This window comes from Pedobacter steynii (assembly GCF_001721645.1).
Lineage (GTDB): Bacteria > Bacteroidota > Bacteroidia > Sphingobacteriales > Sphingobacteriaceae > Pedobacter > Pedobacter steynii_A.
In genome coordinates this window covers 2,457,198-2,471,467 of record NZ_CP017141.1, presented here as the reverse complement: position 1 = coordinate 2,471,467, position 14,270 = coordinate 2,457,198, and the positions used below count along the sequence as shown (strand labels likewise).

The 14,270-nt window shown below is 41.0% G+C and carries 11 protein-coding genes; 3 read left to right on the top strand and 8 right to left on the bottom strand.

Features of this window, described 5'->3' with window-relative positions; translation table 11 throughout:
• Nucleotides 1-21: 21 nt before the first annotated feature.
• Complete coding sequence (locus BFS30_RS10170) at nucleotides 22-1,077, bottom strand: acyltransferase (protein ID WP_069379190.1); 1,056 nt, start codon at nucleotides 1,075-1,077, stop codon at nucleotides 22-24.
• Nucleotides 1,078-1,291: 214 nt separating this feature from the next.
• Between BFS30_RS10170 and BFS30_RS10165 the strand changes: the two genes are divergently transcribed.
• Complete coding sequence (locus BFS30_RS10165; protein ID WP_069379189.1) at nucleotides 1,292-3,079, top strand: alpha-L-fucosidase; 1,788 nt, start codon at nucleotides 1,292-1,294, stop codon at nucleotides 3,077-3,079.
• Between the two features lie 47 nt (nucleotides 3,080-3,126).
• Here BFS30_RS10165 and BFS30_RS10160 read toward each other — a convergent pair whose 3' ends face one another.
• The 5 genes from BFS30_RS10160 to BFS30_RS10140 form a co-directional block, all read right to left on the bottom strand.
• Entirely contained in the window at nucleotides 3,127-4,368 is a 1,242-nt protein-coding gene (locus tag BFS30_RS10160) for an MFS transporter (protein ID WP_069379188.1), read from the bottom strand.
• An 80-nt stretch (nucleotides 4,369-4,448) separates the two neighbouring features.
• Complete coding sequence (locus BFS30_RS10155; protein ID WP_069379187.1) at nucleotides 4,449-5,849, bottom strand: c-type cytochrome domain-containing protein; 1,401 nt, start codon at nucleotides 5,847-5,849, stop codon at nucleotides 4,449-4,451.
• Between the two features lie 12 nt (nucleotides 5,850-5,861).
• Nucleotides 5,862-6,794 carry a sugar phosphate isomerase/epimerase family protein gene (locus BFS30_RS10150; protein ID WP_157262901.1) on the bottom strand — a complete coding sequence of 311 codons (933 nt, stop codon included), beginning with the start codon at nucleotides 6,792-6,794 and terminating at the stop codon, nucleotides 5,862-5,864.
• Nucleotides 6,795-6,825: 31 nt separating this feature from the next.
• On the bottom strand, nucleotides 6,826-8,334 hold the full coding sequence (locus BFS30_RS10145) for a DUF1501 domain-containing protein (protein ID WP_069379186.1): 1,509 nt from the start codon (nucleotides 8,332-8,334) through the stop codon (nucleotides 6,826-6,828).
• Between the two features lie 8 nt (nucleotides 8,335-8,342).
• A complete protein-coding gene (locus tag BFS30_RS10140) occupies nucleotides 8,343-11,081 on the bottom strand; it encodes a DUF1553 domain-containing protein (RefSeq protein ID WP_069382377.1) in 2,739 nt (912 codons plus the stop codon).
• A gap of 548 nt (nucleotides 11,082-11,629) precedes the next feature.
• Here BFS30_RS10140 and BFS30_RS10130 point away from each other — a divergent pair.
• On the top strand, nucleotides 11,630-12,148 hold the full coding sequence (locus BFS30_RS10130) for a tetratricopeptide repeat protein (RefSeq protein ID WP_069379184.1): 519 nt from the start codon (nucleotides 11,630-11,632) through the stop codon (nucleotides 12,146-12,148).
• A 184-nt stretch (nucleotides 12,149-12,332) separates the two neighbouring features.
• Nucleotides 12,333-12,752, top strand: a complete 420-nt coding sequence (locus BFS30_RS10125) for a hypothetical protein (protein WP_069379183.1) — start codon at nucleotides 12,333-12,335, stop codon at nucleotides 12,750-12,752.
• A gap of 111 nt (nucleotides 12,753-12,863) precedes the next feature.
• On the opposite strand, the gene BFS30_RS10120 is transcribed toward BFS30_RS10125, so the two are convergent.
• Nucleotides 12,864-13,595: a tetratricopeptide repeat protein gene (locus BFS30_RS10120; protein WP_069379182.1), complete on the bottom strand. Its 732-nt coding sequence runs from the start codon at nucleotides 13,593-13,595 to the stop codon at nucleotides 12,864-12,866.
• Nucleotides 13,595-14,164 carry an RNA polymerase sigma factor gene (locus BFS30_RS10115; protein ID WP_069379181.1) on the bottom strand — a complete coding sequence of 190 codons (570 nt, stop codon included), beginning with the start codon at nucleotides 14,162-14,164 and terminating at the stop codon, nucleotides 13,595-13,597. The genes BFS30_RS10120 and BFS30_RS10115 overlap by 1 nt, the downstream gene beginning before the upstream one ends.
• Between the last annotated feature and the right edge of the window lie 106 nt (nucleotides 14,165-14,270).

Below are 14,270 nucleotides of genomic sequence, written 5' to 3'. Positions count from 1 at the left end.
GATCGAAGGAACTCAGTAAGCTTAACTCACTAATTTCCGGGTCAGCTTAAGGCGCGCAAGAAGCCAGGTTATCACGAAAGCAATCATTAACGTTAATGTGGCAGATACCAATACATTTAATCCCGGATGCAGGCCAAAGTGAACTGCCATATATCTGAAAACTGGCCCAATAAAAAAATAATGAACGAGAAAAATTCCAAAAGAGTAATGTGCAATGGCATTGATCATCTTTAAGAAAAAACCTTCTTTAATCGTTATTCCTTCTAGTAGCATAAATATACCGACAGCTTCTAAAAGAACATTAGGAGAGCAGTAATACCATACCATTTCAATGTTGGGAATGGAGAAAGGTACACTGATCGTCAGATAATAGGTTATTCCATATCCTGTTAGAAACAGAAACATACCAGTCCATCTTTTTGCTTTAATGCTCCATCCCGGCAAATAAGTATACAGGTAATACCCCATTAATAAGTATCCTATAAAACCAGACAGATAATAAAAGGAGTGAAATTCATTCCAGTCACAGACTCCAAATGCCAGGCCCGTCAGAAACTTCAGATACGGAATGAAAGTGGAGAAAATAAAGATGCCCAATACCATTTCCAGTTCTCTTTTTGTCGCTTTAGCTACCCATGGAGAAATGAGTGGAATGATCAGGTATAATCCTACCAACATGTATAAATACCAAAGGTGGGGGGAAGCATCTCCAAAGCTCAATGGAAGTCTGACGATATCCATGAATATTTTATCCCAGGTTTTAGGGTTCAGAATGATCCCATCGAACAAAACATATGCCATACCCCAAAAAAGTAGTGCAGGGAGGATCCGCCAGAGGCGTTTTTTATAAAACTCCAATAGATTCAGCTTTGTAGGCAGTAACAGTACTCCCGATATCAACACAAACAAAGGAACCGCAAAACGATATAAAGAGCCGATATAAGTGCCCCATTCAAAATTAAAATTACCGTCCTGATTTAGGATAATGCAATCATTTGCATGTGCTACAATCACCATAAATACAGCGATTACTTTTAATAAATCTAGCCAGTTAATTGTTACTTTAATATTCGTCATTCTACCTAATTCCATTTCTATTCCAGCTTCTATTTCTACGCTTTCTGCACATTTGGGAGGATAAACCTAAACCATTTAACGCAAACAACCAAGTATTGCCCAAGAATGTGAATATCTTGCCAAAAAAGCTTAATGATTAGCTATAAAGAGAGAACAATAAAAATTCATGCTTATTAACTTAGTAACCGACTAACCAGCAAGGACTAATAATTGTATGAACCATATCAGAAAAACCATTATTTGCATTTTTTTATGCTTTTTGTCCTATAGCTTTTCATTTGCACAGGATATTGACAGATGGGACAAAGAGGTAAATGCAAAGGAAAATCCAAATACCCTTTGGTTTAAGAATGCCAAGTTTGGCCTATTTATTCATTGGGGACTATATTCAAAGCTGGCTGGTGTATGGAAAGATAAAGATTATTATGGTAGTGGAGAGTGGCTGATGAATCAGGCAAAAATCCCTGCCACAGAATATGCAAAGGTTGCTTCCAGTTTTAATCCGGTTAAGTTTAATGCTCAGAAATGGGCAGACCTGGCGAAAGATGCCGGAATCCGTTATCTGGTGATCACCGCAAAACATCATGAAGGATTTGCGATGTATGACTCTAAAGTCAGTGATTTCAATATCGTAAAAGCCTCTCCTTATGGCAAAGATCCCATGAAAGCCCTGGCAGATGCTACCAGAAAAAGAGGCATTGAATTTGGTTTTTATTATTCTCAGTTTCTAGACTGGCATGAGCCTAATGGAGGAGGTAACAAATGGGATTTCAAAGAGGCAGATAAAGACTATCTAAAATATTATAAGGAAAAATCGATCCCGCAACTCAAAGAATTATTAACCAATTATGGCAATCTTGGCATAGTCTGGTTTGATATGCCTGGTGGATTAAATAAAGAACAGACTCAGAAACTGGTAGACGAAATGCATGCTCTTCAGCCTAAAAGTTTGTTTAGCAGCCGCGTTGGGCAGGGATTAGGCGACTACCGGACTTTTGGGGATTCGGAAGTTCCTGCAACTCCAATTAAGGGTGCCTGGGAATCCATCTATACCCATAATGACTCCTGGGGTTACATCAGTCATGATATGAATTTCAAATCACCTGCTGAAATCATTCACCTGTTGGCAAATGTGGCTTCTAAAGGTGGAAATCTGATGCTTAATGTAGGTCCGGATGGAGAAGGAAAAATCCCCTATTATTCAGAAAAATTTCTCAGGGCAACCGGTGTCTGGTTAAAAGCTAACGGAGAAAGCATATACGAAAGTACCTACGGGCCCATTCCAGCGCAGCCCTGGGGTGTCAGCACTTCTAAACCTGGAAGATTATTTCTTCATGTTCTTTATCCCCCAGGAAATGGCAAAATCATTGTGCCAGGCATAAACAGCACCATTACTAAAGTTTACCGGCTCACCGATAATGCTCCTTTAAAATATTCCCTGAAAGATCAGATCCTTAGCGTCGACATGCCGCATTCCCCAGACCAGTACAATACTGTGATTGCGGTAGAGTATAAAGGAATATTGAATGATGGCTATCTAAACAATATCCCAACGGTTTCCGATCAATATGAAGCGAATATTCTGGAGGTGGCTAATGCCAACACCAGTGGAGCTGCAAAAATGGAAACCCTTACTTACAGTCATTATTTCGGAGACTGGAAACATATTCCCTGCATCCTCCATATGACCAAACCTGAGGATCAGGTAGAATTTAAATTTAACATTACAGCATCTGGCGACTATAAAATTCTATTGGAATACTCCTGTTCCGAAGAAAATGCAAAACAGGAAGGAATTATGGAATTTGCCCATAAAACATACAAATTTCAAACCCTGAGAACTTCCGAATACAGTTCGGGAAAACCATTATTATTTATTAAACACCCTGTAGCTATTGTATCTGTGGCCAAAACAGGGATTTATACAATAAAAATAAGTCCGGAAACAAATGCGAAAGAATTATTCAAATTAAAGTCTGTGATTCTGCAACCTGTTTTATAATGGCTGAAAAGCAAGCATTTATTTCATAAAATCAAATAGTTAATAGATCAATCTTCCACAAAATCCAGGTCTTTATGGTGTGTTTCAGGAATTGTTTTAATGCAATAAAAGCCAATTCCAAAACAGATGAGGCCAACGATGCCTGCCGCATAAAGTTCCAGCACCTGTGGTTTTAAAAAGGTGTAAAGTGTAGTCATTAAGACCACAGTGCCCCTTACCATATTTGGAATGGTAGTCGCTGCTGTTGCACGTACATTCGTACCGAACTGCTCTGCTCCAATGGTGACAAACATGGCCCAATATCCGATTCCGAAGCCGGTCCAGAGACACATGAGATATAACCCTGTAGAGGTTCTAATTCCGGCATATAAAAAGATCAGTGTTCCAATAGCTGCAAATAACATCAGTAAAGCGACTGCCTTACGCCGTGATTCCAGCCAATAACTCAATAAGCCACTCACCAGGTCTCCTGCTGCCAGACCAACATAACACCACATTACCGCCAGACCGGGTTTAATCACTTCAGAGATGTGTAATGCTTTTCCAATTTCATTGCTAAATGTGGCTAGAATTCCAATTACAAACCAGGTGGGAAGTCCAACGCCAATGCATTTCAGGTATAGGATCAACCGGCTCTTCCTGGTAAAAAAAGAAAAGAAATTCCCCTTACTCAGCTGTTCTTTTGCCTTCATCGCATGGAACATTCCGGATTCAAACACACCGATCCTTAAGAACAACAAGAGGATTCCCATGCCCCCACCGATGAAATAAGCATTTCTCCAGCTAAACAACTCCACTGTAAAGTAGCCGACCACTGCGCCGAGCACCCCAACTCCCGCAACCAATGAAGTACCTAATGCCCGTAAACGCTTTGGCAAGCTCTCGGAAACCAAGGTAATTCCGGCCCCCAACTCCCCAGCCAGGCCAATGCCTGCAATAAAACGTAAAACCTTATAAATAAAAACGTCATGTACAAAACCGCAGGCAAAATTTGCGATGGAGTAAGTAATGATCGAACCAAAAAGTACAGAAAGCCGCCCTTTTTTATCACCTAATACACCCCATAACACGCCTCCTAGCAGCAAGCCAGTCATTTGCCAATTGAGGATACTTGCTCCTTCTATGGAACGTGCAGCTTCGTCAAGACCTAACTCTGTTAAGCTGGGGATTCGTACAATTCCAAACAAAAGGAGATCATAAATGTCGACAAAATAGCCCAGGGAAGCTACAATCACAGGTGCACTCAGCAAATATGTCAGTGCACTTTTTTCTTTGGTTAAGGTGGTCATTAATAAAACTAGGTTTAGCAGATGAATTCTATTTCTAAAATAGTGATTCCATTCTTATATGATGCTAACAACCGATATTTTTATGGTTTTACTTCTGTCGTGTCTTTGGCCAGTGTAGGTACCTGATACCCTCCAAAGTCAAGAACAGTTTTTGGAAAACTTTTCTTCAGTTCCTGTTCCTCCATCTTATTTACTGAAGATTGGTATAAATAAACTTGCCGAAGCTCCTTTAAACCTTTCAAAGCAATCAATCCTTTTGTCGTTATTTTCGTGCCTGTCAGGTTTAGATATTGCAAGGTATTTATTGCTTTCAACAGAGACAATCCTTTGTCGGTAATCCGTGTTTGGGTCAAATTAATCCTGACCAGGTTTTTTAATCCTGCGATTACCTCCATTCCTTTATCATCCAGATTCGTATTGGCCAGATTTAACCAGATCAGTTGTGCACTTAAAGATTTCAGCAGCACTAATAAATCGGCAGATGGTTTGGCTGTTACAAAACTGACCGATAGATAATTACTATTGTTTGTTACCGGAATCACCACCACTCCAGCAGCTTTCAGATTTGCAATCACTTTAGTATCGGCTTTGCCCACTTCTTTTTCGGGAATTTCCAAAATCTTTACCGCTTCTTTCTTCGCTCCTGTCTGAAAACTCAGCAATACAGGCTTAATCTTTTCATTTTGTTTCAGGTCCTGTACTTTTTTATTAATATCTGCGCCCTCTTTGATCCACCATTCCAATAGAGCCAGCTCCTGAGCCGAAAGCTGCGGCTTTTCTTTTGGCGGCATGTGGTCTTCATTACTGATCGGTAACAGCAGCCTTTTGATCAGCGCGCTTTCTTCCGCACTTCCAGGGACCAGTGCCTTTCCCTCTTCTCCACCTTTCAGCATAAATTCACGGTTATCCAACCGAAGCTTTCCCTTTTGTTTTTCACTGCCATGGCAACTGTAGCACCGGTTTTTCAGCAAGGGCTGAACCATATGTGTATAGACCATCGCCTGTTGTACGTTTGCTACCGGAGGGATTGCGGCCCCTCCTTTTGCCGGGCTATCTGCCAATGCTACTGTCAGATAATCAGAACCATGAGTCAAAGAGCCCCCATAATGTCCTGTCACCGTAATCAGTAACAATAATCCTACAGCCGCTATATTTAAGATAACTTCCCGAATAGCTTTTTGAACCATGAAATATGAAAACAGAGAAAAGAGTGCTGTACCGATCCCCAGCCATTGGTGAATCCCTACAAGACCACCATCATAATCTCCGCTCTGAGATAAAAGATAACCACTCACACAAGAAAATACCGCTCCAAAAAAACCAAAAAGGTAAATCAAAGGAATTGCGGTTTTTATTCCCGAGAATTTAGGGTATCTGCTGAGCAGTTGAAACAAACAGCCCATTAATAAAATTCCTATTGGAAGGTGTACCAATATGGGATGAAGTCTCCCGATAAGGTCTGATATAGATAAAAGCATCATTATGGCCTCAAGTTATTGATAACGTTTACGCAATAGATTCATCATATACACATTTATCCCCCATTGATCGGCGACTGGCTGACGCGTAAACGGGAGCGTTGGCATATAATCTGCCGGACCAAATTCGGTCAGAATCGTCATCCTCTCTCCGTTTCTCTTTTTACGGGCAATTACCTTATCCCACCATGCCAGATGTGCCTGGAGTGCATTTTCCCATTCCGGGGCTCTTGGATCATTTACCTGTGGTCCCTGAGGATGTCCAATTCTGGAATGAATATGAGAGACTCTTTCCAATGCCAGATCAATCGTTTCCTGTTGGTCTGCCAATAAACTTTCATGCACGTTGCACCAATGTGAAATGTCCAGGGTGAGACGTAGCTCCGGATTCTTCTCTATAAACTGACGTGCTACAGGTGCTGAATATAACATACGTCCACGATGGGTCTCATGATAAACGGGAATCCCACTTTCTTTGGATTTCTTAGTAGTATAGTCAATAATCGCTTTATTTTCGTCGTAACTGAAATAATCCTTTCCCGAATGACAGTTGATATAAACAGGCTTTTGGGTACTGTTTAATGCAGCATCCAGGTTTTTCATAAACGTTTCCAGGTGAGGTTTTGCTTTAGGCTGACCAGCGCCGCAAAGAAAACCGACCTGTAGCTGATGCTTTTTTAAAGCATCATATAACAATTGCTGTGCGGCAGTATTGTCCGCAGGCCACCATACCTCAACTCCTTCGTACCCCTCCTTTTTTGCCTCCCGGCAGAAGTCGTCAGTACTACCGCTGAAGCCCCAGTCGGTAGCCATAAACAGCAATTCATAACCTATAGCAGCTTTAACATCAATAGTATTCTTCGCAATCAGCTCCGTAAGCGGGCTAAATATTCCCGCAGCAGTAGCGGTGGCAGTAGTTTTAATAAAATTCCTTCGGTTTTGGTGCATTGATTTCTGTGGTTGTTTGGTTAATTTTAGATTAGGCAACGATGTCCTGAATTACCTTTCCCGCAACATCGGTTAAACGGAATGGTCTACCCTGAAAAGGATAGGTAAACTGTTCATGATTAAACCCAAGCTGGTTAAGTATGGTAGCCTGAATATCAAAAGGATCTACTTTTCCACTCACCGCACTATAGCCAATTTCGTCGGTCTCGCCATGTGTAAAGCCTTTTTTGATTCCACCACCAGCCATCCACATTGTGAATGCTTCAGTATGGTGATCTCTTCCGTTATATGGATTTTGAATTCCGTTTCTATTCTCCATCATTGGCGTACGACCAAACTCACCGCCCCAAACCACCAGGGTTTCGTCCAGTAATCCTCTTTGTTTCAAATCCAGTAATAAAGCTGTAATCGGTTTATCTGTACTCCTGCATTTATTTTTCAAACCAATATTAAGTGAGTTATTGGGCCCGTCACCATGAGCATCCCATCCCCAGTCAAAGAGCTGAACATACCTCACTCCTTTTTCCACCAGCTTGCGGGCCAGCAGTACATTATTCGCAAATGAAGATTTCCCTGGCTCAGTGCCGTACATCTCATGAATATATTGCGGTTCATCATTGATGTTCATCACTTCAGGAGCCGAAATCTGCATCCGGTAAGCCATTTCATATTGAGAGATCCTGGAAAGAATCTCCGGATCATTATAGTTTGCATATTCCAGCTCATTTGAAGCATTGATGGCATCAATTGAGGCTTTGCGTAAATCACGGCTCATACCGTGCGGATCTTTAATAAATAAAACAGGATCCCCCTCACTTCTGCATTGTACTCCCTGATAAACTGAGGGTAAAAAACCGCTCCCCCAGATACTCTTTCCTGCATCGGGGAAGCTTCCTCCACTAGTGAGCACTACGTATCCCGGCAAGTTCTGGTTCTCCGTTCCAAGTCCGTAGGTGGCCCAGCTACCAATACTTGGTCTGCCCAGACGAGCACTTCCGGTATGAATCAGCAGTTGCGCCGGAGCATGATTAAACTGATCAGTACTCACTGCTTTCAGGAAACTCACCTCATCTGCCATAGTAGAAAAATGAGGCATATTATCACTAATCCAGGCACGGCTCTGTCCATGTTGAGCAAATTGAGCCTGTGGGCCCAGCATTTTAGGAACACCGGTAATAAAGGCAAACTTTTTCCCTGCAAGAAGAGAAGGCGGGCAGTCCTGACCGTCCATTTTCACCAGTTCCGGTTTATAGTCAAAAAGCTCCAGTTGAGAAGGTGCTCCGGCCATATGCAGATAGATGACACTTTTAGCCTTTCCAAAATACGGCGGCGACTTAGGCAATAAAGGATGTGCTGGATCGTATAAAACCGGGTTATTGGTCTTAGCTCCAAAGTTACAACCTCCCAATAAGGAACCCATTGCAATAGCACCCAGACCCATTGCGCTTTCTTTTAAAAAATGTCGGCGGGTAAAAGACCTCAACTCTGTTTCCTTAGCCTCTTTTACCAGGCGATGTGCATTTAATTCATCTCTTGTCATGACGTTATTTAATTTTTGGTCACTACCTCATCCAGATTCAACATGGCATTCGCTACAATTACCAAAGCTGCTTTTTCCGGCTTTTTATCTTTATTTCCTGTTCCAAGGATCTCTTCCATCTTCGCAGGATTATGTTTATAGTCATTAAAGGCTTGCATATACAGTTTATCCAGGATTTGGAGCTTAGCTGTAGCAATAGGTCTGTACATAATCCATTGATACCCATTGCTGATCCGCTGTCCGATATCTTTGCCACCTTTCTGTTCCATTCTATTTGCAAGGTGACGTGCCATTTCTATGTAAGCCTCATCATTCAGGGTAACCAATGCCTGTAAGGGAGTATTGGTACGAATTCGTCTTGGACTGCAAACGACTCTTTGCGCCCCATCAAATGCAATCATAGAAGGATATGGTGCAGATCTTTTCCAATAAGTATAAATTGCCCTTCTATATTGATCTTCCCCTTTTGAGTTCTCCCATTTTGCACCATTATAAGGTGAATTCCAGATTCCTTCGGGTTGCCATGGCATTACACCATGTCCATACATTTTGGTACTCAGGACCCCACTTGCCATTAAGTGCTGATCCCTTAGCTGTTCCGCACTCAAACGGGTTCGTGGTCCTCTGGCATAGTAATGATTGAATAAATCTTTTTCCTTAACCTCTTCTGAAAGTTTGGAATCCTGTCTGTACGTCGCGCTCATCACCATTTCCTTCAGCATCGACTTTACACTCCATTTATGTTTGTGCATGAACTCCCACGACAAATGATCCAGCATTTCTTTATGTGTGGGCGTCATTCCCTGGGTTCCCATATCCTCCAGTGTTTCTACAATTCCGGTTCCGAACAATTGTTCCCAAAGCCGGTTTACCATGGTACGGGAGAGCAATGGATTTCTTGGATCAGTTAACCACATAGCCAATCCCATTCTATTCTGAGGTGCGTTTTTAGGCATGGCATAAGCCAGCGTTTTTGGCACTCCCGCCTGCACTTCTTTCCCTCTGGAGGTCCATGCTCCTCTTTCAAAGACAAAGCTTTTCCGTTGTCTGTTGGCTGGATTTTCTACCATCACCGGAATTGAAGATGGGTTTGAGTTCAGCAAGGTCCAAAACAGTTTTTTATTTTCCTCATACCCAGGTTTAGTCTTACCAGGAAAGGAATCCGAGAAATAAAACCAGTCAAAATATACTGCGAACTGATCTTTATTTTTAATTGTCGGATTCTGATAACTGAGGTATATATCATGAACCCCATTTTGAGGTTTGATCTCGACCTGTAAGTTCTGATATTGATCCCCTGAAGGAACCTTCCAGGAAGCAATCACCGGCCCATTGGGATGGGCTAAACGCAATTTCATATTTCCACCTGGCAAATTGGAAGAATAGCGATAAATCATTTGCCTTACCCCTTTTAAGTCTACCTGCGGGATACGCGCCACCGCATTATTCTTGAAAAATAAGGCAATATTATTGTTTCCAATTACCGCATTCTTCAGACTGTCTGTAGTTGTAGAATTAATACTGGGTTGTCCGGTTTTAAGGAACTTGTATACTTCCGCTGCTTTTTCCTTTCCTGCATTTTGTGTTATCCAGGAAGTCAAGCCAGTAAGCTTTCTTTGCAAAGAATCATCGTATTGTCTCAGTAAAGGATATTCAGACGCCAGGTCTTCATCTCTGGTATTGTTAAAATAAGCCATAAACTTATAAAACTCATCATGTTTAAAAGGGTCATATGGATGGCTATGACATTGTACACAGGCAAATGTGGTACTCAATAAACCTTCCCAGGTCGTATTCACCCGGTCCAGGACAGCAGAAACCCGGAACTCTTCATTGTTTGTTCCTCCTTCATCATTGGTCATGGTATTTCTGTGGAAAGCGGTGGCGATGTATTGTTCATCTGTGGGATTGATCAAAAAATCTCCGGCAATTTGTTCGGTAATAAACTGATTATAGGGTTTATCCTGATTGAAGGCTTTAATTACCCAATCCCGGTATTTCCAAACTTCTCTGCCGCCATCAGATTCATAACCTTTGGTATCTGCGTACCTGGCAACATCTAACCACATGGAAGCCCATTTTTCGCCAAAACGAGGAGAATTCATCAAAGAATCGACAAGCGTTTCATAGGCTTTATCGCTGTCTTTACTATTGAGGTATTGACGCATCACCTGATATGAAGGCGCCAGGCCAATCAGGTCAAGACTTACCCTCCTTAATAAGGTTGCTTTATCTGCTTCTGTGGAAGGTTTCATTTTCTTTTCTTCCAGCTTTGCATAAATGAATTTATCGATGTCATTCCTTACCCAGTCTTCTGATACATCAGGGACTTCTACTTCTTTGACAGGAAGATAAGCCCAATGGTCTCCCCACTTTGCTCCTTGTTTGATCCAACGTTTAAAAAGGTCAATTTCTTCCTCATTCAAAGCTTCATGCTGATAAGGCATTCTGAGTTCCGGATCTTTACTAAGTAGTCTTTTGATCATTTCACTTCCTTCAGGATCTCCCGGGATAATAGCGGGCTTACCGCTTTTAGTTGCGGCAAGTGCTTCTTCATGAAACAACACACTAAAACCACCTTGTTTCTTCACCCCACCATGACAGGAAATACATTTCTTATTCAAGATGGGTTTAATTTGCGTATTGAAATCTACTTTATCTGAGGAAGGCATCAGAAAAGAGCCCAATACCACGACTCCTAAAATAATAAGGATCACAAGCAACTTTTTGCTACGGAATAATTTCATACCGGGAATCATACATTTGGTTAGTTCAGGTAATTTACAAATAGTTATGGAGTTCTTTCTTTACAAAAAACTTCCATCTGATATTATTTAATTAAAAACTAAAGATAAGGGAAGCTACTTTATCAGACTTCACATAGATTCTCCAATACTGACACTATATTTCCTTTAGAATTGAGCAGATAGCGGATTATTGAGTAATATTTTTGATACACCAATAATAAGCTCTGGTAGGACCTGCTCAGGATCTAAGAATTCTTTCTGAAGAAAGCCCTTCCTCTTCTCAATCAAGATCTTGCACAAAAAGCCAAACGTTTTGATATTTAGATACATATACTTACATTTGTAAAAAACAAGAACATGCTTAAATACCAACATATCCATATGAACAGCAGCAGCCCAATGGTATGCCTGCCAGGGATAGGCATGTATCTTCCTATTCTATCCGGGATATAACGCATCCCTCCGATATTCAACGATTACCCGAATTAATGATTTAACACCCTTCCGGAAGATTTTCTTACCGGGAACAAAAAAAGACAAGTATCCTTATGGACATTTTATATACTACCGAAGAGAAATACCTCGAAGCCATCGACGAACTCGAACACGGCGAGCCTCAGAAAGCACTTCATCTCATGAATGAAATTATTCAGATTGATCCCGAATATGCCCGGGCATATTATCATTTGGGGAATATTTATCAGGATAGATTCAAAAACTACCAGACTGCGGGATACTACTACAAAAAATGTATCGGCCTGGAACCAGAATTCCCTGATGTTTACCTACCCTACCTCCGATTGCTAACCACTTTGGAAATGTCAAAATTAGCAGAACAAGTTTTTAGCCAGGCACTCCTGATAAAAGGGGTATGTAAATGCTGCATTTACGAACAAATGGGGAATTATGCAGAACAGGAGAAGCGTTGGGAAGTGGCAAATGAACTTTATAAGCAGGCGCTTTTAAGCAGTACCGGCATTGAAGATAAGAGTGCTTTACATGATAACCTCCAGCGATTGAGAGATAAAAAACAGCTGACACAACGCGTCATTTACGATTTCGAGTAAAAAAGAGGCCCCAATAAGCATCTGCAGTGCCCCTAAAAAGTTAGATATTTTTTGGGGGCACTGCAATTATGTACAGCTTCATTTTTTTACACATTACTCATTTAACACCAATTTAATACCGTTACCTAATTTCAGCTGTAGCGTTTTTTTGAATTGTTGCGTTTATCATTAAAACCGATAAATTATGAAAAAGCTGATACTTATATTATTAATGGGGAGCGCATTGCTATCCTGTAAAAAAAAGACAACAGATTCTGAATGTGGAGACAGGATATGTACTGAGGAATTTCGTTCATTTGTGATCACATTCCTAAATAACAAAGCAGTCGGCACTGAAGTGAAAGACCTCAGTGTAATTAATCAAAGGACTGGAGAAAGAGTATACGCGAATTCCAGTATGACGACGAACCTTACGAAAGGTAGCTACTTAATCGTAGATGACGGAAATACGAAAAGCCTGTCAGAGGAAGGGGATGATTTAAAAATCACCGGAACATCTGTAGAGACCAACCAGACAAAATCAGCTACAATTAAAGTAAAAGGTGGCAAATGTGCCTGTCACATTGACAAAATCTCCGGGCCACTACAGATTACTTTCGATTAAAGCAGTCCTTACAATTAGCAATAGTAATTATTATTTTCTCTTGATTCAAATCATTCAAACAGTATAAAAGAGCCTGTATCATAAATTGTGTACAGGTTCTTTTTTTAAATGCTATTTCAATTTCCCAATTAGTTCCCTCGCCTGTTCATAGTTATGATCAGCAACAGGAACTTTATCCAGCCATACCAGTGCCTGTTTATTATTCCTCTGTTTCACATAGCTAAGTCCGATATTATACAGGGCATCGTATTTAAACACGGAGGTTCCTTCGTATAACCTTAGCAATACCTTTCGGGCTTCACTTTCGTGGTTATTCTCGATCAGACTAATCCCATAATAATAAGCAATCCTCGCCCTTTCCGGATTGGATTGATAAACGGGCCCCAATATTTTGGCTGCTCCGGAGAAATCGCCCGCATTATAGAGTGCGGCTGCCTGTTCTATTTTTTGCGATGCAGCAGCTCCCCGCTCTGCAACTGACATTTCCCTGCTGATGGCATATTTCTCATATAATCCAGCAGACCATGGCGCCCAGACCAGTAGTCCGATCACTAAAACTGCAGCAATACTGACCCATTTCAAATAGCCATTCAGGGTCATTACTTTTTTCCCCTTGCTGAAATATTTTCCGTTTAACTCGGTCAATGTCGCTTTCAAAGCTTCATCCTTAGCGTCAGGAGCTATTTTCATCTTTAACGTTTGATGGATATCTCTATATTCAATCAGCAAGTCCTGTAATTTAGCATCCTTTCTGAGCATTATTTCAAAGGCCTCTAACTCCCCTGCTTCCATATCTCCTTCCACATATCGCACCACATTGGTTAATTTATCCTCGTTAGCCATTATTCTTCCATTTTAATTGATTGAACCATTTTAATCAGTGAGGCCATGCATTCAGATTTCTTTTTACGCAGGTAACCATAAGTTACCCCAAGTGCTTCTGCAACTTTCTCTTGTGCTTCTCCTTTCATACTCCAGGCGATGATTTCCTGACAGCGTGCTCCAAGTTTTTCAAATGCACCGTAAAATAAGTCAGATTGCCTGCTCTGATTTTCCAGCTCATCTGCCTGAGCAAAAGTATCTTCTCCAATATGTAATAAATCTTCCTCCAAATTTGTTACCGGCAGAATTGACCTTTTTTTTATCTGATTTAACCATTTGCGCTTACAAATCAATAACAGGTATGGTTCAAAAGGACAGGTCAGCTCCAGTGATTTGTATTTTCCCTGCCGATAAATGTCCATTAAAGCTTCCTGAAAGATATCAGCTGCATCATCTTCAGTCCCGTTGTTGAAAGTGATCCATGATTTTATTTTATGGGCACAACGTTTATAGATATCGTTGACAACGATGGTATCATTATTTATCAGTCCAATAATAAAGCGTTGATCTGCATGTACATTTTTAGCCATATAATGAAGTAAACAAAAATGATGTCCTGCTAATTTAAAGTTTCTTTTGACAAGCCGTAAAAAAAATTGAAGGCAGGGGGGTAACAATATTTCATGCTTCTTGATA

What these genes read in the sequence shown, in the direction of transcription:
- BFS30_RS10170 (WP_069379190.1), bottom strand. Translation starts at nt 1,077, where the DNA reads ATGACGAATATTAAAGTAACAATTAACTGGCTAGATTTATTAAAAGTA.
- BFS30_RS10165 (WP_069379189.1), top strand. Translation starts at nt 1,292, where the DNA reads ATGAACCATATCAGAAAAACCATTATTTGCATTTTTTTATGCTTTTTG.
- BFS30_RS10160 (WP_069379188.1), bottom strand. Translation starts at nt 4,368, where the DNA reads ATGACCACCTTAACCAAAGAAAAAAGTGCACTGACATATTTGCTGAGT.
- BFS30_RS10155 (WP_069379187.1), bottom strand. Translation starts at nt 5,849, where the DNA reads ATGATGCTTTTATCTATATCAGACCTTATCGGGAGACTTCATCCCATA.
- BFS30_RS10150 (WP_157262901.1), bottom strand. Translation starts at nt 6,794, where the DNA reads ATGCACCAAAACCGAAGGAATTTTATTAAAACTACTGCCACCGCTACT.
- BFS30_RS10145 (WP_069379186.1), bottom strand. Translation starts at nt 8,334, where the DNA reads ATGACAAGAGATGAATTAAATGCACATCGCCTGGTAAAAGAGGCTAAG.
- BFS30_RS10140 (WP_069382377.1), bottom strand. Translation starts at nt 11,081, where the DNA reads ATGAAATTATTCCGTAGCAAAAAGTTGCTTGTGATCCTTATTATTTTA.
- BFS30_RS10130 (WP_069379184.1), top strand. Translation starts at nt 11,630, where the DNA reads ATGGACATTTTATATACTACCGAAGAGAAATACCTCGAAGCCATCGAC.
- BFS30_RS10125 (WP_069379183.1), top strand. Translation starts at nt 12,333, where the DNA reads ATGAAAAAGCTGATACTTATATTATTAATGGGGAGCGCATTGCTATCC.
- BFS30_RS10120 (WP_069379182.1), bottom strand. Translation starts at nt 13,595, where the DNA reads ATGGCTAACGAGGATAAATTAACCAATGTGGTGCGATATGTGGAAGGA.
- BFS30_RS10115 (WP_069379181.1), bottom strand. Translation starts at nt 14,164, where the DNA reads ATGGCTAAAAATGTACATGCAGATCAACGCTTTATTATTGGACTGATA.